The 22,124-nt window shown below is 59.0% G+C and carries 18 protein-coding genes; 12 read left to right on the top strand and 6 right to left on the bottom strand.

Annotation, left to right across the window (positions count from 1 at the left end; genetic code table 11):
• The first annotated feature begins 7 nt into the window (after positions 1–7).
• From KG007_RS07985 to KG007_RS07960, 6 genes are all read left to right on the top strand, one after another.
• Entirely contained in the window at positions 8–1,027 is a 1,020-nt protein-coding gene (locus KG007_RS07985; protein ID WP_195460812.1) for a sugar kinase, read from the top strand.
• Positions 1,028–1,185: 158 nt separating this feature from the next.
• Positions 1,186–1,854: a bifunctional 4-hydroxy-2-oxoglutarate aldolase/2-dehydro-3-deoxy-phosphogluconate aldolase gene (locus KG007_RS07980; RefSeq protein ID WP_195460811.1), complete on the top strand. Its 669-nt coding sequence runs from the start codon at positions 1,186–1,188 to the stop codon at positions 1,852–1,854.
• A 131-nt stretch (positions 1,855–1,985) separates the two neighbouring features.
• On the top strand, positions 1,986–3,410 hold the full coding sequence (locus tag KG007_RS07975) for an MFS transporter (protein WP_394369666.1): 1,425 nt from the start codon (positions 1,986–1,988) through the stop codon (positions 3,408–3,410).
• 13 nt (positions 3,411–3,423) lie between these two features.
• Positions 3,424–4,878 (top strand): tagaturonate reductase, encoded by a 1,455-nt coding sequence (locus tag KG007_RS07970; protein WP_195460809.1) that lies wholly within the window; start codon positions 3,424–3,426, stop codon positions 4,876–4,878.
• 99 nt (positions 4,879–4,977) lie between these two features.
• On the top strand, positions 4,978–6,465 hold the full coding sequence (locus tag KG007_RS07965; RefSeq protein WP_195460808.1) for a UxaA family hydrolase: 1,488 nt from the start codon (positions 4,978–4,980) through the stop codon (positions 6,463–6,465).
• A 4-nt stretch (positions 6,466–6,469) separates the two neighbouring features.
• Positions 6,470–7,522 carry a pectinesterase family protein gene (locus tag KG007_RS07960; protein WP_195460807.1) on the top strand — a complete coding sequence of 351 codons (1,053 nt, stop codon included), beginning with the start codon at positions 6,470–6,472 and terminating at the stop codon, positions 7,520–7,522.
• Positions 7,523–7,560: 38 nt separating this feature from the next.
• On the opposite strand, the gene KG007_RS07955 is transcribed toward KG007_RS07960, so the two are convergent.
• Both KG007_RS07955 and KG007_RS07950 read right to left on the bottom strand, forming a co-directional pair.
• Complete coding sequence (locus tag KG007_RS07955; RefSeq protein WP_195460806.1) at positions 7,561–8,304, bottom strand: AAA family ATPase; 744 nt, start codon at positions 8,302–8,304, stop codon at positions 7,561–7,563.
• 11 nt (positions 8,305–8,315) lie between these two features.
• Positions 8,316–9,638 (bottom strand): MATE family efflux transporter, encoded by a 1,323-nt coding sequence (locus tag KG007_RS07950; RefSeq protein ID WP_213348318.1) that lies wholly within the window; start codon positions 9,636–9,638, stop codon positions 8,316–8,318.
• Positions 9,639–9,957: 319 nt separating this feature from the next.
• Between KG007_RS07950 and KG007_RS07945 the strand changes: the two genes are divergently transcribed.
• Entirely contained in the window at positions 9,958–11,364 is a 1,407-nt protein-coding gene (locus KG007_RS07945; protein WP_213348030.1) for a pseudouridine synthase, read from the top strand.
• 333 nt (positions 11,365–11,697) lie between these two features.
• Positions 11,698–13,293: an ABC-F family ATP-binding cassette domain-containing protein gene (locus KG007_RS07940; protein ID WP_213348028.1), complete on the top strand. Its 1,596-nt coding sequence runs from the start codon at positions 11,698–11,700 to the stop codon at positions 13,291–13,293.
• 15 nt (positions 13,294–13,308) lie between these two features.
• On the opposite strand, the gene KG007_RS07935 is transcribed toward KG007_RS07940, so the two are convergent.
• Genes KG007_RS07935 through ligA form a run of 4 tightly spaced genes read right to left on the bottom strand, consistent with a single transcriptional unit; the run spans position 13,309 to position 18,499 of the window.
• A complete protein-coding gene (locus KG007_RS07935; protein ID WP_213348026.1) occupies positions 13,309–14,784 on the bottom strand; it encodes a clostripain-related cysteine peptidase in 1,476 nt (491 codons plus the stop codon).
• Positions 14,781–15,518 (bottom strand): DUF4919 domain-containing protein, encoded by a 738-nt coding sequence (locus KG007_RS07930; RefSeq protein WP_213348024.1) that lies wholly within the window; start codon positions 15,516–15,518, stop codon positions 14,781–14,783. Before KG007_RS07930 ends, KG007_RS07935 begins: the two co-directional genes overlap by 4 nt.
• A 28-nt stretch (positions 15,519–15,546) precedes the next feature.
• The gene (dapA, locus tag KG007_RS07925; RefSeq protein WP_213348022.1) at positions 15,547–16,437 is read right to left on the bottom strand and encodes a 4-hydroxy-tetrahydrodipicolinate synthase; all 891 of its coding nucleotides are present in this window, start codon (positions 16,435–16,437) and stop codon (positions 15,547–15,549) included.
• A gap of 34 nt (positions 16,438–16,471) precedes the next feature.
• Entirely contained in the window at positions 16,472–18,499 is a 2,028-nt protein-coding gene (gene ligA, locus KG007_RS07920) for an NAD-dependent DNA ligase LigA (protein WP_213348020.1), read from the bottom strand.
• A gap of 151 nt (positions 18,500–18,650) precedes the next feature.
• Here ligA and KG007_RS07915 point away from each other — a divergent pair, with 151 nt between their 5' ends.
• From KG007_RS07915 to KG007_RS07900, 4 genes are all read left to right on the top strand, one after another.
• A complete protein-coding gene (locus tag KG007_RS07915; protein WP_195460799.1) occupies positions 18,651–18,986 on the top strand; it encodes a hypothetical protein in 336 nt (111 codons plus the stop codon).
• An 8-nt stretch (positions 18,987–18,994) separates the two neighbouring features.
• Positions 18,995–19,603, top strand: a complete 609-nt coding sequence (locus KG007_RS07910; protein WP_213348018.1) for a leucine-rich repeat domain-containing protein — start codon at positions 18,995–18,997, stop codon at positions 19,601–19,603.
• A 210-nt stretch (positions 19,604–19,813) separates the two neighbouring features.
• Complete coding sequence (locus KG007_RS07905) at positions 19,814–21,079, top strand: adenylosuccinate synthase (RefSeq protein WP_213348016.1); 1,266 nt, start codon at positions 19,814–19,816, stop codon at positions 21,077–21,079.
• A gap of 152 nt (positions 21,080–21,231) precedes the next feature.
• Positions 21,232–22,110 carry an electron transfer flavoprotein subunit beta/FixA family protein gene (locus tag KG007_RS07900; RefSeq protein WP_195460796.1) on the top strand — a complete coding sequence of 293 codons (879 nt, stop codon included), beginning with the start codon at positions 21,232–21,234 and terminating at the stop codon, positions 22,108–22,110.
• The last annotated feature ends 14 nt before the right edge of the window (positions 22,111–22,124 follow it).

Here is a 22,124-nt window from a genome sequence, read left to right as displayed (position 1 = left end):
TAATACCATGAAAATCGTAACATTAGGTGAAATCATGCTGCGTCTTTCGACGCCCGGCAACACGCGTTTTGTTCAGTCCGATTCGTTCGACGTAGTTTATGGCGGCGGCGAGGCCAACGTAGCCGTATCGTGCGCCAACTACGGCCATGAGGCTTACTTCGTTTCGAAGCTTCCGAAGCACGAGATCGGCCAGTCGGCGGTCAACGCACTGCGCAAATATGGCGTCCGTACCGATTTCATCGCCCGCGGCGGCGACCGTGTGGGTATCTACTACCTCGAAACCGGTGCATCGATGCGCCCTTCGAAAGTTATCTACGACCGGGCGCATTCGTCCATCGCCGAGGCCGAAGCCTCCGATTTCGATTTCGACGCTATCATGGAGGGTGCACAGTGGTTCCACTGGTCAGGCATCACCCCCGCGATCTCGGACAAGGCCGCCGAACTGACGAAGCTGGCCTGTGAGGCCGCGAAGCGTCACGGTGTGACGGTCTCCGTAGACCTGAACTTCCGCAAAAAACTCTGGACCAAGGAGAAAGCCCAGTCGATCATGAAGCCCCTGATGCAGTACGTCGACGTTTGTATCGGCAACGAGGAGGACGCCGAGCTGTGCCTCGGGTTCAAACCCGACGCCGATGTCGAGGGCGGCGAAACGAATGCCGAAGGCTACAAGGGCATCTTCCGCCAGATGGCTGCGACGTTCGGTTTCAAGTATGTGATTTCGACGCTGCGCGAGTCGTTCTCGGCGACGCACAACGGCTGGAAAGCCATGATCTACAACGGAGAGGAGTTCTACGAGTCGAAGCGTTACGACATCGACCCGATCATCGACCGCGTGGGCGGCGGCGACTCGTTCTCGGGCGGTGTGATCCACGGCCTGCTGACCAAGCCGACGCAGGGCGAGGCCCTCGAATTCGCCGTTGCGGCATCGGCCCTGAAACATACGATCAACGGCGACTTCAACCTCGTATCGGTCGAGGAGGTCGAGAGCCTCGCGGGAGGTAATGCAAGCGGACGCGTACAGCGCTGATTTTGCCGTGAGGGCGGACGCCTTTCGGCCTTCCCTTGCAGGCCCCGAATGGGAAATAGGCTACTATGTCCCATCCGTGTCCTGCGGCGCGAAAACCGAAATCCGCCTCGTCCTGACGACAAAATGGATTTGATTGGTAATTAAAATGTAATAAGATAATGGCACGTTTTTCAAAAATGCAAGTCATGGAAGCCATCGGCCGTACCGGCATGGTTCCCGTTTTTTATCATGCCGACGCCGACGTGGCCAAGCAGGTGCTCAAAGCCTGCTACGAGGGAGGTGTGCGCGCTTTCGAGTTCACCAACCGCGGCGACTTCGCTTCGGAGGTCTTCATCCAGTTGGTGAAGTTCGCCGCGAAGGAGTGTCCCGAGATGATTCTCGGCATCGGCTCTGTCGTCGACGCCCCGACGGCTGCGCTTTATATGCAGTACGGCGCCAACTTCGTCGTGGGTCCCTACCTCAATCCGGAGGTGGCCAAAGTCTGCAACCGCCACCTGGTTCCCTATACGCCCGGCTGCGGCTCGGTGACTGAGATCGGCGAGGCGCAGGAACTGGGTTGCGACCTGACGAAGGTTTTCCCCGCCGGAAACGTCGGCGGCCCGTCGTTCGTCAAGAACGTCAAAGCCCCGCTGCCGTGGTCGAATATTATGGCTACCGGAGCCGTCGAACCCACCGAGGAGAACCTCACGGCCTGGTTCAAGGCCGGTGTTTACTGCGTGGGCATGGGCTCGCAGCTCTTCCCCAAAGAGGTTATAGCGGCAAAAGATTGGAACGCTGTTGCTGAAAAGTGCCGTTTTGCCCTCGACGTAATCGCCCGCGTGCGCTGAATGTAAATCCGCAGACGGGTTTTCGGCGGCGGATTGCCGTCGCCGGACGCCGTCGCTGCGACTAACCCAACCCCGATACTACTTTTAAAAATCCGATAATGACAAACAACAAATCGACTCTCGCTGGGAAGATGACGCAGTATCGCTGGGTCATCTGTGCGATGCTCTTCTTCGCAACGACCGTTAACTACCTCGACCGTCAGGTGCTCTCGCTGACGTGGGACGAGTTTATCAAACCCGAATTCCACTGGAACGAGTACCACTACGGCCTGATCACTTCGATCTTTTCGTTCGTCTATGCCCTCTGCATGCTCTTCGCCGGCCGTTTCATCGACTGGATGGGGACCAAGAAGGGTTATCTGTGGGCTATCGGCGTCTGGTCGGCAGGCGCCTGTCTGCACGCCTTGTGCGGCGTCGCCACCGAGGCGTGGGTAGGCCTTCCCAATGCTGCCGCGCTGCGTGCCGTCGAGGCCGGATCGGCCCTCGCCGCGACCATCGCCATGGTCAGCATGTATTTCTTCATCGCCGCACGCTGCATCCTCGCACTGGGTGAGGCGGGCAACTTCCCCGCAGCCATCAAGGTGACCGCCGAGTATTTCCCCAAGAAGGACCGCGCCTATGCCACCTCGATTTTCAACGCCGGAGCTTCGATCGGCGCGCTGTTCGCCCCGCTGACCATTCCGCTGCTGGCCAAGGCCTGGGGCTGGGAGATGGCCTTCATCGTCATCGGCGCCCTGGGATTCGTCTGGATGGGCTTCTGGGTCTTCATGTACAAGAGACCGTCGGACCATCCGAAGGTGAACGCCGCCGAGTTGGAGTACATCGAGCAGGACCAGCACGAAGTGATCGACGGCGAAGCCGTCGGAAAGGAGCAGGAGGGCGAGAAGATCTCCTTCTGGAAAACGCTCGGCTTCAAGCAGACCTGGGCCTTCGCTTTCGGTAAGTTCATGACCGACGGCGTGTGGTGGTTCTTCCTTTTCTGGACGCCTTCGTACCTCAATTCACAGTTCGGAATCAAGACCTCCGAAGGACTGGGCATCGCGCTGATCTTTACGCTCTACGCCATCACGATGCTTTCGATCTACGGCGGCAAGCTCCCGACGATCATCATCAATAAAACGGGTCTGAACCCCTATGCCGCACGTATGCGTGCCATGCTGATCTTCGCGTTCATTCCGCTGCTCGTACTGCTGGCGCAGCCGATGGGTACGATTTCGCCGTGGTTCCCGATCATCCTGATCGGTCTGGGCGGCGCGGCGCACCAGTCGTGGTCGGCCAATATCTTCTCTACGATCGGAGACATGTTCCCCAAGTCGGCGATCGCTACCGTGACGGGTATCGGCGGTATGGCCGGAGGCGTCGGCTCGATGATCCTGCAATGGTTTGCAGGCTGGCTGTTCGTACATGCCGAGGAGACCAACATGACTTACATGGGCTTCGAAGGTAAACCGGCCGGTTATTTCGTGGTCTTCTGTATCTGCGCCGTGGCTTATCTGATCGGTTGGATCGTGATGAAGGCCCTGGTTCCGAAGTATAGACCTATTGTTGTTGAATAACAATTAATTAGCTATGATCAAACAACTCAATAAGTCGACCGTCGAAAAGGTCGGCCGCCCTGTCCGTATCCTGCAGTTCGGCGAAGGCAACTTCCTGAGGGCTTTTGTCGACTGGCAGATCGACATTGCGAATGAAAAAGGCGTTATGGACGCCGGAATCGCTGTCTGCCAGCCGATTATCGACCCCGAACACAAGGTGCTCGGTATGATCGACCTGCTCCACAAGCAGGACAATATGTATCATGTTTATTTGGAGGGCATTGAGAACAAACAGCCCAAGAAGGACGTGCGGCTGGTGAAAAGCGTGATGGATTCGTTCAACCCCTACGTCGACTATGCGAAATACGAACAGTATTTCCTCTCGCCGGAACTGAAGATCACCATTTCGAACACCACCGAGGCGGGCATCCGCTACGAGGAGGGCGACGACCTCGGGGCCCAACCCCCGAAGTCGTACCCTGCAAAGATGACGGCGCTGTTGTACAAACGTTTCAAACACTTCAACGGCGATCCGGCGAAGGGTCTGTGCATCATCTGCTGCGAACTGATCGAGAACAACGGTTCGACGCTGCACGAATACGTGATCAAACACGCCCGATACCACAAGCTGGGGCAGGATTTCATCGACTGGGTCGAAACGAACTGCCACTTCTGCGATACGCTCGTCGACCGCATCGTGCCGGGTTTCCCGCGCGAGCAGATCGACCAGATCAAGGAGGAAATCGGTTATGACGACAACCTCGTGGTGAAAGCCGAGCTGTACCACCTGTGGGCCATCGGCGGCCCGGGCTACAAGGAGGTGATGCGGGAACTTCCGTTGGACAAGGCGGGCCTGCACGTCGTCTTCATGCCGTCGATCAAGCAGTTCCGCGACAAGAAGGTGCGCATCCTGAACGGTTCGCATACGGGCATGGTTCCCATCGCCCTGCAGATGGGCTGCGAGACGGTGATGGACGCTTTCGACACGCCCGCGATCGAATGCTTCGTCAACGAAATGGTCGCCGAAGAGGTGATTCCGATGATCGAGGAGGACCAGGACGAGTTGAAGAAGTTTGCGGCAGGCATCCTGGAGCGTTTTTATAATCCCTTTATCAAGCACATGCTCCGGTCCATTTCGCTCAACTCGCTGTCGAAATGGGAGGCGCGCAACTATCCGACCGTGAAGGACAACTGGTTCAAAGCGCACAAGCTGGCCGAACGCGAATGTTTCACCTTCGCCGCGCTGATGACCCTTTACGGGCCTAAGAGCGGTTTCGAACCCGACGATACGAAGGAGTTTGTGGAGTATATCCGCAAGAACTGGGATTCGAACGACCCGGAGGCGGCGATTGCGAAAATCGTCGGCAAAAGCGGCATCTTCACCGTCGATTTCTCGGAGGTTCCGGGCTTCGTTCCGGCCGTTGCGGGCTATGTCCGCGACATCGAGGCGCTGGGTATGAAAGGTGCGTTGGAGAAGTTCCTCGCTTAAAAAGCGATTTTTTTGGGGCGATGGCCGGTCGGGGCGCTCCCGGTCCGGTTCACCGCCCCGTCGTTTAAACGACGGTTAACTGTTGGATAATCTGAACCTATGAAACGATTCCTGAAAATCAATGCTGCGGACAACGTCGCCGTGGCGCTTGCGGACCTTCCGAAAGGCGAGACGGTCGATGTCGACGGTCTTGTCGTGACGCTTCGCGAGGACATTGCCCGCGGCCATAAATTCGCCTTGCGCGACATCGCCGGGGGCGAGAACGTCGTGAAATACGGCTATCCCATCGGTCATGCCACGGCGGCCGTGCCGCAGGGCGGGTGGATCCACTCCCACAACCTGAAAACCAACCTGCGCGACGACCTCGAATACACCTATGCGCCGAAAGTCTACGATGTGAACTACGCGAAGCGCGACGTGAAGGTGATGGGCTACCTGCGACGCAACGACACGATGGGCATTCGCAACGAATTGTGGATCGTGCCTTCGGTGGGGTGTGTCAACGGACAGGCGCAGGCCATCGCCGAGCGGGTGAAGCGCGAGTGCGACTGCTCGCACCTCGACGACGTGCGGGTATACACCCACAACTACGGCTGTTCGCAGTTGGGCGACGACCATGCCAATACGCAGCGGGCGCTGGCCGCGCTGGTGAAGCACCCCAATGCCGGAGCTGTGCTGGTGCTGGGCCTCGGATGCGAGAACAACCAGGTGTCGGCCCTCAAAGAGGTGATCGGCGAGTGGGACGACGAGCGTGTGAAGTTCCTGATCGCTCAGGAGGTCGAAGACGAGATCGAGGCCGGTTTCGAAATCTGCCGCGAACTGGTCGAAAGGACGAAATCCGATAAGCGTCAGCCGCTTCCGCTCGCTTACCTCAAGGTGGGCTTGAAGTGCGGCGGTTCGGACGGTTTTTCGGGTATCACGGCCAATCCGCTGGTGGGGCTTTTCTCCGACTGGCTGATCGCCCAGGGCGGCACGACGGTGCTGACCGAGGTTCCCGAGATGTTCGGCGCCGAGACCATCCTGATGAACCGCGCCGCGGACCGCCGGGTTTTCGACGAGACGGTCTGCCTGATCAACGATTTCAAGCACTATTTCCGCAAATACGACCAGCCGATCTACGAAAATCCTTCGCCGGGCAACAAGAAGGGCGGCATCACGACTTTGGAAGAGAAGTCGCTGGGCTGTGTGCAGAAGGGCGGAGCGCAGCAGGTTGTCGACGTGCTGACCTATGCGCAGCCGATCCTAAAACCCGGTCTGAACCTCCTGCAAGCCCCGGGCAACGACCTCGTGGCCGCATCGGCGCTGGCCCTCTCGGGCTGTCAAATGGTGCTTTTCACCACGGGACGCGGCACGCCTTTCGGGTCGTTCGTGCCCACGATGAAGGTTTCGACCAACACGCAGCTCGCGGAATTCAAGGCCAACTGGATCGACTTCAATGCCGGAACGCTGGTCGAGGACGAGGAGCCGCAGGTCGTGCTGGATCGTTTCATCGACAAGGTGCTGGCTACGGCCGACGGCGAACACCTCCGGCACGAGAAGACGGGCTTCAAGGAGATCGCCATCTTCAAGACGGGTGTAACGCTCTGAGGCCATGCGACGGCTGGCGCTGCTTTCGATCCTGCTCTGCCGGGGCCTTTGGGCCTCGGCGGAGACGGTCTATACCGTCGACTGCAACGGCGGCGGCGATTTTCGAACCATTCAGGCCTGCTTCGACGCCCTGCCGTCGAAACCTGCGGAGTGGCGCACCGTGCGGATTATGGCCGGGACCTACCGCGAAAAAGTGACGTTGGATGTCTATAAGGACAAGGTCGCGATCGTAGGGCAGGGCGACGTGCGTGTCGTCTGGGGGGACTATTCGGGAAAGGCCGCCGACGGTTACGAAATGACCACCTACGATTCCTACACGATGTCGTTGCAGGCGGACGATGTTTTCCTGCAGCACGTTACGGTCGAGAACGACGCCGGGCGGGTGGGGCAGGCCGTGGCGCTTGAAACCCGCGGCGACCGCATCTGGATCGACCGTTGCCGTCTCGAGGGCGATCAGGACACCTTCTTCGCCCGGGGCTATGTTTCGCGTGTCTACGTGACGTATTCCTATATCGAGGGAACCACGGATTTCATCTTCGGGCCTTCGATCGTCGGTTTCGACGGGTGTGAAATCCATTGCAAGGCCGACAGTTTCATCACCGCCGCCTCGACCACCGAGCGCAACAAGTACGGTTTCGTGTTTTACGAATGCCGCGTAACGGCGGCCGGGGACGTGACGAAGGTCTATCTGGGGCGTCCGTGGAAATCGACGGCCCGCACGGTGTGGTGGAAATGCGAGTTCCCCGCCGTAATCCGCCCTGAGGGGTGGCGCGACTGGCACGACGCGGCCCGCAAGGGCGACGTTTACTATGCCGAATGCGAATGTACGGGACCCGGCGCCGACCGTTCGGGGCGTGTGGAGTGGTCGCGGGAACTGACACGCGACGAGCGGGCCGACTACCTGCCCTGGGAGCTGGTCTTTGCCAAAAAGACCGGTTCGGAGCAGTTCCGCGGCGATTGGGAGCCGCTTGCGAATCTCTACCTGCGCCCTTTGCTCGGCTGCTGGCTGTCGTATATCCGCTATGCCACGTTGAGGTCCACCGATTTCGTCAACTGACGGACGGAATGCAAAGCCCCGGAATTTCCGGGGCTTTTTTATGACTCTTCGCTGAGGTCCATCTGCCGCAGGAGGCTTTCGCGGTCGAGGACGAAGCGTTTCATCAGCATGTAGTGGGAGGTCTGCTCCAACTCGGTGAGCCGCAGCCCGCTGTCGGTTATTTCGTAGATTTCGGCCCCGGGGTAGGCCAGCACGATGGGCGAGTGGGTGCTGACGATAAACTGCGAGCCGCGTTCGACGAGTTGCCGCATCCGGCACAGCAGGTACATCTGCCGTGCGGGCGACAGCGCCGATTCGGGCTCGTCGAAAATGTAAAGTCCGTTGCCGAAAAGGCGGTGTTCGAGCAGCGCGAGGAAACTCTCGCCGTGCGACTGCTGGTGGAGCGAGCGGTCGCCGTAGTAGCGGAGCACCCCGTCGGCGATCTGCTCCAGTTCCGACGCCACGTTGTAGAAACTCTCGGCGCGCAGGAAATAGCCGTCGCGCGGCGTGAGGCCGCGTCCCAATACGATTTGCTCCCAGAGTTGCGAATGCGACGGCCGCGTGGCGAAGTTGAAATTGCGCGAGCCGCCCTCGGCGTTGAATCCGGCCTTGACGGCGATGGCTTCGAGCAGCGTCGATTTGCCCATGCCGTTTTCGCCCATGATAAAAGTCACGGGACAGCGGAAATGCAGTTCGCTGAAATTCGCCAGCGCCGGAACCGTGTAGGGATAGGCGTCGGGGCGTTCGGCGTCTTCTTTCAGCCGGACGTATTTGATGTAGAGCATCTCTTCGGGCAGTGTCATGGCAAAAATCGTTACGGAACCTTGTTGTAGATGGTCTTCAGGTGATCGGTCATGAAGTATTGCAGCACGCCGCGCAGGAACATGTAGAGCGTGAAGGCCAGCCAGAGTGCGTTGTTGCCGATCAGCGGGTAGCAGGCGTAGTAGATGGCGAAGTAGGCCGCCGTGGACCAGAACATCGAGTCGCGCATGACGCGGGTTTCGGTGGCTCCGACCATGATGCCGTCCATGATGAAGGGCATGGCCGAAGCGATCGGGATCAGGATGATCCAGACGATGTACTGCCCGGCCAGTTCGACCATCTGCCCGGCATTGGCCGCCGTGCTGTCGACGAACAGTCCGACCAGGTCGCGCCACCAGATGAGGTAAATCCCCACGAATGCCACCGATACGATTGTCCCCCAGAAGATGCAGCGGCGCAGGCAGTCGCGCAGCGACGTGCCGTCGCGCGCACCGATGAAACGCCCTGTGAGCGCTTCGGCGGCATAGGCGAAGCCGTCGTTCATGTAGGAAAAGAGCGTGAACAGTTGCAGCAGCAGGGTGTTGACGGCCAGCAGCGCAGGGTTGTCCATGCGTGCCGACGCCCCGGTGAAGAAGGTGTAGACGGCCACGATGCAGAACGTGCGGAGGATGATGTCGCGGTTGATGATGAAGAACGTTTTCAGCGGTTTGAAGTCCAGCACCTCCGACCAGTTTATTCCTGTGAGAACCGACCGGTATTTGATCGCCAGCAGCAGCCCCGAAAGCGCCACGCCGGTCCATTGGGCGATTACCGAGGCATAGGCGATGCCCACGATGCCCATGTCCATTCCGAATGCGAACCAAAGGCTGCAAAGGATGTGCACGACGTTGACCGTGATGGCCGTCAGCATCGGGAATACGGCGTTCTGCATACCCGTGAACCAGCCGTTGAAGCCGAAGAGCACGATGCCTGCGGGTACGGCCCAGATGCGGGCGTAGAAGTAGTCGCGGGTCATCTGGCTGCCGTTCATCGCCCACAGGGCCAGTTCGCCCACGGGATATTGCAGTAGGACCATCAGCACACCCATCACCGCCGACACCGACAGCGCGCGGAGGAGCATGTTGGTACACTCGCGGAAATCGCCCGCGCCGAATGCCTGAGCCGTAAGTCCGCTGGTTCCCATGCGCACGAACGAGCAGTTCCAGTAGATGAAGTTGAAGATCGAGACCCCGATGGCCAGCGAGCCGATCGTGGCGGCCGTGTCGGCTCCCCAGTGTCCGGCGATGGCGGTCGATACGATGCCCATCAGCGGTACGGTGATGTTCGAGACGATGTTGGGGAGCGCGATGCGCATTATTTCGCGGTTCATGTTCATGACGCAGAATCGTGTGTCGTTGCCCATACCGGACGCCGGATGATGTTCCGTGCGGTTTTTACCGGAATGCGGCAGGTCGTTGGAAAATAAATTTTCGGTAAAGATACGGCAAAACCGGTCGTTTTGTCGCGCTTCGGGCCAATTATTCCCAAAACGTTTGAAATCGGGCACGTTATGTGATATAATCTGGAAAAATGGATTAACTTTGCCGGGTAAAACCCGGCTTAGACAGGCCGCACCCCGGCATGATACGAATACGTTCGGTCCTGCTTTCGGTTCGCACCGACTTGGCCCAGATAATTTATTAGACGAATAAACAATGAAAGATCCTAAAAACGACTCGACCCCTGCGCTTACCCGTTTCGGGCGCGATAAACGCGCGCGCATGGTGACAGCTTCGGCGGAGCGTGTCGAGCGTCGCCCGCGTTTGCAGCGTGATGCTGCCGATTCGGAGCAACCGTCCTTCGAAAACAGGCCCGAACGCCGGGCTTCGTACAACCCTCATTTTACGCCCGACAACCGTCCGGCTTTCGAGAAGCCGCGTTTCGGCGACAAACCCCGCAGTGAAGAGGGCGACCGTTCGCGTCGCCAGTATGACGATAAACCGCGCCAGTACGGCGACCGTCCGCGTCAGAACGACGACCGTCCGCGCCGCCAGTTCGGCGACGGCGAGAAACCCCGTTATGACGAGGAACGCCCGCGCCGCCAGTTCGGCGACAAGCCCCGTTACGATAACGACCGCCCGCGCCGTCAGTTCGGCGATAATGACCGCCCCCGCAACGACGAGGAGCGTCCCCGCCGCCAGTTCGGCGACAAACCTGCCTACGGCGAGAAGAAGTTCGGTCCCAAGAAGTTCGGCGATAAACCCTATGGCGAGAAGAAATTCGGCGATAAGAAGTTTGGCGACCGGAAATTCGGTGACCGGAAGTTTGTCGACAAACCTTTCAAACCCGGCAGGAAGCACGACGATAAACCGGCGCCTTACCCGAAGTTCAATCCCGAGAAGCAGACGGGCGAGATGCGCCTGAACCGCTTCATCGCGCAGTCGGGCATCTGCTCGCGCCGCGAGGCCGACGATTTCATCACGGCAGGCGTCGTTTCGGTCAACGGCGTGATCGTCACCGAACTGGGAACCAAGGTGCTGCCTACTGACGAGGTGAAGTTCAACGACAGCCGCGTGCAGGGCGAGAAGAAGGTCTACCTGGTGCTGAACAAGCCCAAAGGCTATGTGACCTCGCTCGATGATCCCCACGCTGGAAAGACGGTTATGGAACTGGTCGACGGAGCCTGCACGGAACGTATCTACCCGGTGGGGCGTCTCGACAAGAACAGCCTCGGCCTGCTGTTGTTCACCAACGACGGCGACCTTACCAAGCAACTTACGCATCCTTCCTACAAGAAGAAGAAGATTTACCAGGTGACGCTCGACAAACCCTTGACGCGCGCCGACATGGACAAGATCGCCGAAGGCGTTACGCTGGAGGACGGCGAGATTTTTGCCGACGAGATATCCTACGTCAAGGAGAACAAGCAGGAGGTGGGCATCGAGATTCACTCGGGCCGCAACCGCATCGTGCGCCGTATCTTCGAATTCCTGGGTTACACCGTGACCAAGCTCGACCGCGTTTATTACGCGGGCCTTACGAAAAAGAACCTCAAACGCGGAGCGTGGCGGTTCCTTACCCGTGAGGAAGTGGAGCGCCTGAAGTCCGGCCAGTACGAATAAATTCCGATTTCAGAGGGCATCTTTCGCCCTGCCTTGTTCGCCCCGAATGGAACATACTCCGGTATGCTCCGTCCGGGGCTTGCTTCGTCAGGCCGGCATCCGTTTCTTTGGCGTCGAAATCCCGCCGTGTCCTGTTGCCGGGACTTGTTTTCCGGGGAAATGAAAAAATTTGGCAAATCGGAATCAAGTTGTTACCTTTGCCGTGAATCTAAACGTACTCCGATGAGAATAAACAATTGACAGTGTCGGTTTTCGATTAAACCGACCATGGGACGACCCAAAAGTTTATCGGTTTAATGGCCTTATCCGTAAGGCCCTGTTAATTGTTCATCTATGAGTATTATTCTTAGCGGAGTATCTTTCCGCTATCAGCAGCAGACTTTATTCGAGGATGTCAGCCTGTCCGTGACCGCGGGCGCGAAGGTTTCCGTTGTCGGGAATAACGGAACCGGGAAATCCACGCTCCTGAAACTGGTCGCCGGGGAGTTCGGCGCCTCTTCGGGCAGTATCCATTGTACTTCGGCGCCCTGGTACGTTCCGCAGCAGGTCGGTGTCAGGGGTATCTCCGTGGGCCGGGCGTTGGGTGTGGACGCAAAACTGGAAGCCCTGCACGCCATCTGCAACGGCAGCGGCGACAGTGTGCATTATGATATTCTGGCCGATGACTGGGAGGTCGAATCCCGCTGCCGGGCTGCGCTCGGTTCGTGGGGACTGCCCGATGTGGATCTGGCGGCTTCGGTCGATTCGCTGAGCGGCGGCGAGAAAACGAAACTCTTTCTGGCCGGAATTTCGGTCCACCGTCCGGCGATCGTCCTGCTCGACGAACCGACCAATCATCTCGACGCCGCGGGCCGGCGGCAGTTGTACGACTTCATTGCCGATACCCGGGCGACCGTGCTGGTTGTAAGCCATGATATCGCGCTGTTGAATCTGATGGAGGCGACCTGCGAACTCACCCCCGGCGGACTGCGGCTCTACGGCGGTAATTACGAATTCTACAAAGTCTGCAAAGAGACCGAACAACAGGCTCTAGACCGGCAGGTCGAGGCTGAAGAGACCGCTTTGCGGCTGGCCCGCAGAAAGGCGCAGGAGGTGCGTGAAAGACAGGAAAAACGTTCCCGGCGGGGCGAAAGGAATAAGGCCGAACTGCCCCGTGCCATGCGGAAAAAGGCGAAGGACGACGGTGAAAGGACCGCCACGCGATTGCAGGGGAAGCATGCGGAGATTGTCGGGGAAAACCGGCGGCGATTGGGCGAACTGCGTCTCAAACAGCCCGCTGCGTGTGCTTTGAAACTGGATTTCGACGATGCGCGGCTGCACGACGGGAAATTGTTGGTTTCGGCCCGGGGCGTTAATTTCGGCTATGGTGCGGAGGGACTGCTCTGGGAGAATCCCCTCGATATCGAAATCCGGAGCGGGGAGCGCATCCATCTAGCAGGGGATAACGGCAGCGGTAAGACGACGCTGCTGAAACTGCTGACCGGGGAACTGCGGCCTACAATCGGCGAGGTGCAGTCGGTGGGTTTTTCCCACGTTTGTCTCGACCAGGAGTACAGCCGGGTCGATACTCCGCAGTCGGTGCTGGAACTGGCCCGGGAGCATAACCGGCTCAATCTTTCGGACCATGAGGTCAAACTGCGGTTACACCGCGCCCTGTTTTCGAAGGAGGTTTGGGACAAGCCCTGCAACGTGCTGAGCGGGGGTGAACGAATGCGGCTGTACCTTTGCAGTCTGATGATTTCCGACCATGTTCCCGATCTGTTCCTGCTCGACGAACCGACCAACAACCTCGATTTGCAGAGCCTTGCTATCCTGACCGCCACGATCCGCGATTACCGGGGAACGCTGCTGGTCATCTCCCACGATGCGAAATTTGTCGAAGATATCGGTGTCACGCGGGAGGTCGGACTGGAAGCCCGGCGGCACTAGCTCTCTTCCGGCACGCTAATGCGTATCCCGATACCAGGCGGTCTGCCGGTTTTCTACGGCGAATGTGGTCGAGGGTTCACTCACGGAGACGCCCGAATAGTGATGGACGGTGTGGTTGCCCTGTCCGTAAGCCGAATAGAACCGCGCTGTGTGCAGGCGGCTTTCCGCCGGAAATGCACGGTCGAGTCGTGCTGTGAATTCGTCGATAAGCGCCGGCTCGTTTTTGTGGCTCAGGGCGACATAGTGCCCCAGGTCGTAGAAAAGCGGGGTGCTGCCGCCCTTGTAATACTGAAGTTCGTTGATGTCGAACGCCTGCTTCTCCTTTTCGTTGATGCGCTGCATCACCTCGGCCAGGGCATCCAGTTCCGACATCACGGCCAAGGATATGCAACCCGACTGCTCTTTCCATTTCGTATTCTGATAGTCGTTTTGGTAGAGGTTCCAGAACTCCCAGCAGGCTTTTGCGAGCCGCTCCGAAACCGCACTTGTCTCGAACAGGCGGGGGACGATCCGGGTATAGGGGAACCCGTCGCCCATGACCTCGCAGGGCGATGCCACGATGTACCCGACGACCGAACGCAGGTCGTAGAGCGTCTCGATATTGGCCATAAAACAGTCGTCGAAGATCAGGTAGTCGAAGCGGTGGGCGAGCGATTCGAGCGCCGCAGCCAGTTCCGTGATGTTGAGTTCGTAGCCCGAATCGCCGAACGAACGTGTCTGCTTGGCGCCCGGAACCGGGGTCCAGACATCGTTCGGCGGCGACTGCCGCATTGAGTAGGGAATCGTGCCGCTGCTGGCCGGAACCCACGCTTTGCCGTGGCAGCCGATGATCAGTCCGTAGTTCTGTGCCGGGGCCAGTTCCGCCGCATCGGCAAACAACTGCTGCACATGGACTGCCGACCCGGCGTTGAAACTGTCGTAGGTTTTCAGCGCCGACGTTTCACATCGGTTGGTCACGGCATTGTAATAAATCTCCTGCAGGACCGCCGACGAATGCTTTTCGGGCTGGTAGCAGACCAGTATGCGTCCGTCGCCCGGAACCTGGTTGGTGACGGCCTCGCGGACGCCCTCGATGTTGTTTTCGTAATAGCTGATCAAACTCCGTCCGGGCATGTAGAGCAGGACGGTCTGGGCCGCCACGGCCGGTTTCTGGAAGACCCCGACCGGGTAGTCGCCCTTGTCGGCCGAGAAGTGCACCGTGATTGTGCCCAGCCTGCGGCGCTGGTTGGCGGGATTGGCTTCGGTCGTTCTGACCGTCACTTTCGTCTCCCCGCGGGCGCCGTTGTCCGGCGTGACCGAGAATCCCTCTCCGGTGTACGACAGCGTCCACGCCGCATCGGCCGAAACAGTGAATACGGCCTCGGCCGAGGCGTCGCACGCCAGGAGAATCTCTTCCGGCGAAATCTGTATTCGGTATTCGCGGTCCTTTTCGCAGGCCGCGAGTGTCAGCAGCAGGAGCAGGCCGAGCGTATGCCGGAGCGGTTTCATCATTTATACGTGCGGGGTTTGAGGTTGTTGAACTGCCAGGTGCGGTCGCGCTGGTAGGTGTAACCTTCGGGCTTGTTCCGGTAAACGCGTCCGAAATCGAAATAATAGCCTTTGATTTTCTTGCCGTCGACCACATAGGGGACGGTCAGCGGCACGAATTCCACCGTGCGGCTGATGATGCGGGCTTTACCGAAGGAGAATCCCTCGGCGGCCAGCACATCGAGCGCGTGGTCGAACATCAGCACGTGGCGCGGGCTCTTCTGCGTCAACCCGTCGCCCGTGGCGAGGATCGCGCGGATCACGCCGTTCATGCGGTCCGAGTAGGCTTTTTCCTGCTCCTTGTCGCCCAGCGCTCCGTAGGCGAACGACATCAGGTTGAGGATTTTAGGGCTGAACGGATCGTGCTTCAGGGCGTCGGTCCCCACCGAAATCATCGTTTCCAGCGTGGCGGCGTCGGGTTTGTCGGGGTTAATGCCTGAGGCCATCATCAGCAGTTTGTCCAGATCGGGGTTCAGGGCCAGCGGCTTGTAGTCGTCCCGGTAGGCGTAACCGTAGTAGAGGTAGTGGTAATCCTCGTCGGTCAGCGTCGCGTCGCCGGCGTTGTAACGCATCATCAGCCCGGGGTAATAGAAGGGCGATTCCGCGTTCATCGTCCGGTCGAGGATCATCTCTTCGTCGGGAACCTTGGCGGCGGCCAGTGCCGGAACCAGCAGCATAAGAAGCAGCAATCGTTTCATATCGGTCGTTTCTGGTACGAACGCAAATTTAGCGCAAATCGTATTTGGCGATCAGTCCTTTGAACTTTTCGCGTAGCTTTTCCGATCCGGCGACCAGCGGGAGGCGCATCGTGTCGCCGATGCGTTTCATCACCGAGAGGGCGCATTTCACCCCCACGGGGTTGCCCTCCTCGAAGAGCGCGTGTACGGCTTCGTCGAGTGTGGCGTAGATTTTTTCCGCTGCTTCGAAATTGCCCGCCTTGGCGAGGTTTACGCACTCCATGAACCGCTGCGGGAAGGCGTTCGCCGCCACGGAAATCACGCCGTCACCGCCGCGGCGCATCAGTTCGAGCGTCATGCCGTCGTCGCCCGACAGCACGAGGAATCCCTCGGGACGGTTGTCCAGGATGCGCTGCATCTGGCAGATGTCGCCCGATGCCTCCTTGATGCCGATGACGTTCTTGAAATCGGTGGCGCACCGGAGCGTGGTTTCGGCCGTCATGTTGACGCCCGAGCGGCCCGGGATGTTGTAGAGGATCACCGGCAGGGGCGAGTGGGCCGAGACGGTGCGGAAATGCTGGTAAAGGCCCTCCTGCGAAGGTTTGTTGTAATAGGGCGTAACGCTCAGGATGGCGTCGGCGCCGCGCAGGTCGAATTCGCGCAGCTGGTCGAGCACCTCCGACGTGGAGTTACCTCCGCAGCCCATTACCAGCGGGACGCGCCCGGCGATCTGGTTGGTGATGAACATGGCGATCACGGCGCGTTCGGGCATATAGAGGGTAGGGGTTTCGGCCGTAGTGCCGAGTGCGACGATATAATCCACGCCGCCTTCGATCACGTAGTCGATCATGCGGGCCAGCGCTTTGTAGTCCACACGGCCGTCTGCGGTAAAGGGGGTGATCATTGCGGCGCCTACGCCTGCGAGTTTGGATTGGAGCATAAATACTTGTAATTTTTAATTCTTAATTCTTCATTCAAAAAAGTTCTCCCTGCTGCGGAGCCTCCCCGGCCGGACCGTCGCCTTCGACCATCCGGATGAATTCCTCTTCCGAAATGATCTTTACGCCCAGTTTCTCGGCCTTCTTGAGTTTTGCCGGGCCCATGTTGTCGCCCGCCACGATGTAGTCTACGCTGCCCGACACCGCCGCGAGGTTCTTGCCTCCGTGCAGTTCGATCAGCTCCTTCATTTCGTCGCGGCTCCGCGTGAACTTGCCCGAAACCACGAAACTCTTTCCCGCCAGCGCTTCCGACGCCAGTTCGCGCGCTTCGGCTTCGAATTGCAGCCCGGCTTCGCGCAGGCGGCGGATAATCCGCAGGTTCGCCTCCTCGGCGAAGTACTCGATGATCGCGTCGGCGATTCGTCCGCCCACCTCGTCGGCCTCGACCAACTCTTCGCGCGTAGCCTTCATCACGGCGTCCAGCGATCGGAAATGCTCGGCGAGGTACTTGGCCGTGGTCTCGCCCACGAAGCGGATGCCCAGTCCGAACAGTACGCGCTGGAAGGGAACCTGCTTCGATTGTTCGATCGACCGGATGATGTTGTCGGCCGACTTCTCGCCCAGCCGGGGCAGGGGGGCCAGTTGTTCGGCGCGCAGGTCGTAGAGGTCTGCCACGTCGCGCACGAGGCCATTCTCGTAGAGCAGTTCGACGGTCTCTTCGCCCAGGCCGTCGATGTCGAGGGCCTTGCGGCGGATGAAGTGGATGATGCGTCCGATAATCTGGGGGCGGCATCCGCTTTGGTTGGGGCAGTAGTGCTTGGCTTCCCCCTCGTAGCGCACCAGCGGCGTTCCGCACTCGGGACATACGGTGATGTATTCGAACGGCCGGCTGTCGGCGGGTCGCTGCGAGAAGTCCACGCCGATGATTTTCGGGATGATCTCGCCGCCCTTCTCGACGTAAACCGTATCGCCCGGGCGGATGTCCAGGAGGGCCATTTGCTCGGCGTTGTGCAGCGTCGCGCGCCGCACGGTGGTTCCGGCCAGCAATACCGGTTCGAGGTTGGCCACGGGCGTAATGGCTCCCGTGCGGCCTACCTGGAACGACACGCTGTCGAGACGCGTCGAGGCCTGTTCGGCTTTGAATTTATAGGCTACGGCCCACTTGGGGGCTTTGGCTGTAAAGCCCAACTGACGGCGCACGGCGAAATCGTTGACCTTGATGACTACGCCGTCCGTGGGGAAGGGCAGTTTGCGCCGCGCCTCGTCCCAGTGGTTGATATAGGCGTCGATCTGGTCGGCGTTGTGGCAGATACGCGCCGCATCCGAGACCTTGAAGCCCCATTCGCGGGCCTTCTGGAGGCTCTCCCAATGGCTCGTGAACGGCAGTTCGTCGCCAGCCAGTTGATAGAGCGTGCAATCCAGTCCGCGCTTGGCCACGACGGCCGACGACTGCTGCTTGAGCGTTCCGGCGGCGGCGTTGCGGGGATTGGCGAAGAGCTGCTCGCCGTTGGCCTCGCGCTCGGCGTTGAGCCTGTCGAACGAGGCGTAGGGCATCAGTATTTCGCCCCGGATTTCGAAATAATCGGGCCAGTCCTCCCCGCGCAGGCGCAGGGGGACCGAACGCACCGTGCGGACGTTGGCCGTCACGTCGTCGCCCTCGACGCCGTCGCCGCGCGTTACGGCGCGCAGAAGCCGTCCGTGTTCGTAGGTGAGCGAGATGGCCGTGCCGTCGAATTTCAGTTCGCAGACGTAGTCCGTCGGTCCGGCTTCCCGTTCGATGCGGCTGATGAACTCGTGCAGTTCGTCGAGCGAGTAGGTGTTGCCCAGCGACAGCATCGCATAACGGTGCTTAACTGTCTGGAATTCAGCCGTAAGGTCGCTTCCCACCCGCACCGAAGGCGAGTTGGGGTCGGCATACTCGGGATGCGCGCGCTCCAGGTCCTGAAGTTGGCGCATCATGGCGTCGAACTCGAAATCCGAAATCTCGGGGGCGTTTTCGACGTAATATTTGAAGTTATGCAGTTCGAGCTGGCGGCGCAGCTCTTCGATCCGTTCGCGTACCATATTATGAATAATAACGTGGGTAAAGTTACATATTTTGTCTTTAAGAAGGAGTTAATTTGGCGTAAATTCAAAAAAAATGCAAAAAATAATTGCAGATGGGGTGCGATATTCAAATTTTGCTTATAATTGCAAAAAATTTCGAGACACTAACATGACTAAACAGAATATCGTGAAGAAGCATATCGCTACCAGTTTTCATAACCTCAGCCCCGAGTTGCAGGAGGCTGTCAAGGCAAAATATCCGCTGGGATTCACCGATGCGATGATTCGTGTCGACAAGCCCAACGGTGATTTTTTCTATGCCGTACCCTATGATACGGATGAAATAGCGTATATGGTAAAGGTCGATGTAAAGGTCGACGACAATTCGCACGAAGACGACGAGAAGGACTATTACGACGACGAAATCAAGGGCGCCGACGACATCCAGAGCGACGACGACAATTCGGACGGGGCGGATAATTCCGACGACGACGTGAATATCTGACACAGCCTATGATTCGCGCCCTTCCCGCCCTGCTTGTTCTGCTCGGCACGGCCTGCGGCCTTGCCGAAGACGAGCGCGACGAGAAGAACAAATACATCTACCTGACATTCTACGACAAGGCCTTCGAGACTTACTGCCTCGGAGCGTTCGATGTTGACGGCGACGGACGCATTTCGCGCTACGAGGCGCAGCGCGTCCTGCGCATGGACTGTTCGGAGCGGGGCATTGCGTCGCTTTCCGACCTGAAGGAGTTCACGCGCCTCGAGCGGCTCGATTGCCGGGGCAATACGCTCTCGCAGTTGGATGTGACGATGACGCGCCTCGAACGGCTCGACTGTTCGGACAACGACCTCGTGTCGCTCGACGTGAACGGCTTGCGCGGCCTTACGGACCTGAATTGCCGCGGCAACCGCCTGCCGCGCCTCGATTTGCAGTCGAACGCTTCGCTGGCGTCGCTCGACTGTTCGGACAATGCCCTCGCGGGGACGCTCGACCTGACGGCCTGCGCCTCGGCGTTGCGTGCCGATGTGCGGAGCAATCCCGACCTGGCGACTGTCCGCTGCCTCGCCGCACAGGGCGTCTCGTTCGACGGGCGGACCGAAATCGTCCGGGACTGAGATCGGCCCCGGCATGGTGGACCGGCCTTCCGTTTCCCCGGTCCCGGTTCGCATTATTTCCCCTTTTTCGACAAAACGCTTTCCTTTTCAAACCGTTTTTCTTTATAATTTGTTGAAAAGTCTGTGCGGGGCTTTGGGCGTTTCGGATAATAATTCGTACCTTTGAATGCAAAAAATGTCTTTTGCAAACATAAAACAGAACCGGATACAATGAAAAAAGTTGACGTTATCCTCGGCCTGCAATGGGGTGACGAGGGCAAAGGGAAGGTTGTGGACGTGCTGACGCCCCGCTATGAGGTGGTAGCCCGTTTTCAGGGCGGTCCCAATGCCGGTCACACCTTGGAATTCAACGGCGAGAAATACGTGCTCCGCTCGATCCCTTCGGGCATTTTCCAGGGCGGCAAGACCAACATCATCGGCAACGGCGTGGTGATCGACGCAATCCTCTTCCGCGAGGAAGCCGAAGCGCTGGCCGCCAGCGGTCATGACCTCACCAAGCAACTCTGCATTTCGAAAAAAGCCCACCTGATTCTGCCTACGCACCGCATTCTCGATGCTGCGTACGAGGCTGCGAAGGGCAGCGCCAAGATCGGTACGACGGGCAAGGGCATCGGCCCCACCTATACCGATAAGGTAAGCCGCAACGGCATGCGCGTCGGCGACCTGCTGAGCGCCGACTTCGAGAGCATCTATGCTGCCGCCAAGGCGCGTCACGAGAAGATTCTCAAAAGCCTCGACTACCGATACGACATCACCGAACTGGAAAAACAGTGGTTCGAGGCCGTGAAATACCTCCGCCGTTTCCACATCATCGACAGCGAATATTTCGTCAACGACTGCCTCTCGCAGAACAAGTCGATCCTGGCCGAAGGCGCCCAGGGTACGCTTTTGGACGTGGATTTCGGTTCCTATCCGTTCGTCACCTCTTCGAATACCGTCTGCGCGGGCGTCTGCACCGGACTGGGCATCGCCCCCAACCGTATCGGCGAGGTCTTCGGCATCTTCAAGGCTTATTGCACGCGCGTGGGCAGCGGACCGTTCCCCACGGAGCTGTTCGACGAAACGGGCGACAGGCTGTGCAGCATCGGCCATGAGTTCGGAGCCGTCACGGGGCGCAAGCGCCGCTGCGGATGGCTGGACATGGTAGCCCTGAAATATTCGATCATGATCAACGGCGTGACGCAGCTGATCATGATGAAGTCCGACGTGATGAACGATTTCGATACGATCAAGGTGGCTACGGCCTACGAGATCGGCGGTCGCAGCACTTCGGAGTTCCCCTACGAGATCACCGACGACTTGAAACCGGTCTACACCGAGTTCGAAGGTTGGAAATGCGACCTGCGTCAATTCACCCGTTACGAAGAGTTCCCCGAGGCGTTTAAACGCTATGTGGAGTTTATCGAGCGGCAGACGGGTGTACCTGTAAAGATTATTTCCGTAGGCCCCGACCGCGGCGAGACCATCGTTCGCTAGCATCGCATCCCGACCTGAAAGGAGTGGTTCGGGATGCGTTTTTGCGTTATCCCCGTCCGTATTCCAACCGAAATTCCAGCCGCGGCCGAATGCCGCGATCGTGCCGTATGGCGGAAATGTAACAGAAAACTTAATTGTAACATTTAACTTATATGAAAAAACCACTTAAAATTGTTGTCTTGGCCAAGCAGGTTCCCGATACCCGCAACGTGGGCAAGGACGCGATGACGCCCGAAGGGACGGTCAACCGCGCCGCGCTTCCGGCCATCTTCAATCCCGAGGACCTCAATGCGCTGGAAGCTGCCCTGCAGTTGAAGGACCGCGTCGAAGGTTCCACGGTCCATATCCTCACGATGGGTCCGCAGCGTGCCGCCGACGTTATCCGCGACGCGATGTTCCGCGGCGCCGACGGCGGTTACCTGCTCTCGGGCCGTGAATTTGCCGGTTCGGATACGCTGGCTACCTCTTACGCCCTTTCGTGTGCGATGAAGAAAATCGCTCCCGACGTGATCTTCGCAGGCCGCCAGGCCATCGACGGCGACACGGCGCAGGTAGGTCCGCAGGTTGCCGAGAAACTCGGTCTTCCGCAGGTGACCTATGCCGAGGAGATTCTCGAAGTCAAGGAGGGTGCGCTGGTTATCAAGCGCCGCCTGGAGCATGGTACGGAGGTTGTCGAATGCCCGATTCCTTCGGTCGTTACGGTCAATGCCTCGGCTGCCGAGTGCCGCCCGCGCAACGCCCGCCGCGTGATGAAGTACAAGGGAGCTCTCGCCGGCTCGGAGATCGCCGCAGCGCCCGAATCGCCCGCCGCACAGCGCGCCGCCGCGAAGGAGTACCTCCGCATCGTGGAGTGGGCTGCCGCCGATGTCGATCCCGATCCGTCGCAGCTCGGCCTTACGGGCTCGCCCACGAAGGTCAAAAAGATCGAGAACGTGGTTTTTGCAGCGAAGGAGGCCAAGAAACTCACCGCTGCCGACAACGACATCAATTCCCTTATGGTTGAACTCATCGCGAGCCATACGCTCGGTTAATGCGTTTTTTTGAG

It is taken from the genome of Alistipes montrealensis (assembly GCF_018362775.1).
Lineage (GTDB): Bacteria > Bacteroidota > Bacteroidia > Bacteroidales > Rikenellaceae > Alistipes > Alistipes montrealensis.
Note: the sequence above shows the minus strand (reverse complement) of the source record. Positions and strands in the feature narration are given on the sequence as shown.

Bases quoted from the DNA above. Each gene is read 5' to 3' on its own strand.
- KG007_RS07985 (WP_195460812.1), top strand. From the start codon at position 8: ATGAAAATCGTAACATTAGGTGAAATCATGCTGCGTCTTTCGACGCCC.
- KG007_RS07980 (WP_195460811.1), top strand. From the start codon at position 1,186: ATGGCACGTTTTTCAAAAATGCAAGTCATGGAAGCCATCGGCCGTACC.
- KG007_RS07975 (WP_394369666.1), top strand. From the start codon at position 1,986: ATGACGCAGTATCGCTGGGTCATCTGTGCGATGCTCTTCTTCGCAACG.
- KG007_RS07970 (WP_195460809.1), top strand. From the start codon at position 3,424: ATGATCAAACAACTCAATAAGTCGACCGTCGAAAAGGTCGGCCGCCCT.
- KG007_RS07965 (WP_195460808.1), top strand. From the start codon at position 4,978: ATGAAACGATTCCTGAAAATCAATGCTGCGGACAACGTCGCCGTGGCG.
- KG007_RS07960 (WP_195460807.1), top strand. From the start codon at position 6,470: ATGCGACGGCTGGCGCTGCTTTCGATCCTGCTCTGCCGGGGCCTTTGG.
- KG007_RS07955 (WP_195460806.1), bottom strand. From the start codon at position 8,304: ATGACACTGCCCGAAGAGATGCTCTACATCAAATACGTCCGGCTGAAA.
- KG007_RS07950 (WP_213348318.1), bottom strand. From the start codon at position 9,638: ATGAACATGAACCGCGAAATAATGCGCATCGCGCTCCCCAACATCGTC.
- KG007_RS07945 (WP_213348030.1), top strand. From the start codon at position 9,958: ATGAAAGATCCTAAAAACGACTCGACCCCTGCGCTTACCCGTTTCGGG.
- KG007_RS07940 (WP_213348028.1), top strand. From the start codon at position 11,698: ATGAGTATTATTCTTAGCGGAGTATCTTTCCGCTATCAGCAGCAGACT.
- KG007_RS07935 (WP_213348026.1), bottom strand. From the start codon at position 14,784: ATGATGAAACCGCTCCGGCATACGCTCGGCCTGCTCCTGCTGCTGACA.
- KG007_RS07930 (WP_213348024.1), bottom strand. From the start codon at position 15,518: ATGAAACGATTGCTGCTTCTTATGCTGCTGGTTCCGGCACTGGCCGCC.
- dapA (WP_213348022.1), bottom strand. From the start codon at position 16,437: ATGCTCCAATCCAAACTCGCAGGCGTAGGCGCCGCAATGATCACCCCC.
- ligA (WP_213348020.1), bottom strand. From the start codon at position 18,499: ATGGTACGCGAACGGATCGAAGAGCTGCGCCGCCAGCTCGAACTGCAT.
- KG007_RS07915 (WP_195460799.1), top strand. From the start codon at position 18,651: ATGACTAAACAGAATATCGTGAAGAAGCATATCGCTACCAGTTTTCAT.
- KG007_RS07910 (WP_213348018.1), top strand. From the start codon at position 18,995: ATGATTCGCGCCCTTCCCGCCCTGCTTGTTCTGCTCGGCACGGCCTGC.
- KG007_RS07905 (WP_213348016.1), top strand. From the start codon at position 19,814: ATGAAAAAAGTTGACGTTATCCTCGGCCTGCAATGGGGTGACGAGGGC.
- KG007_RS07900 (WP_195460796.1), top strand. From the start codon at position 21,232: ATGAAAAAACCACTTAAAATTGTTGTCTTGGCCAAGCAGGTTCCCGAT.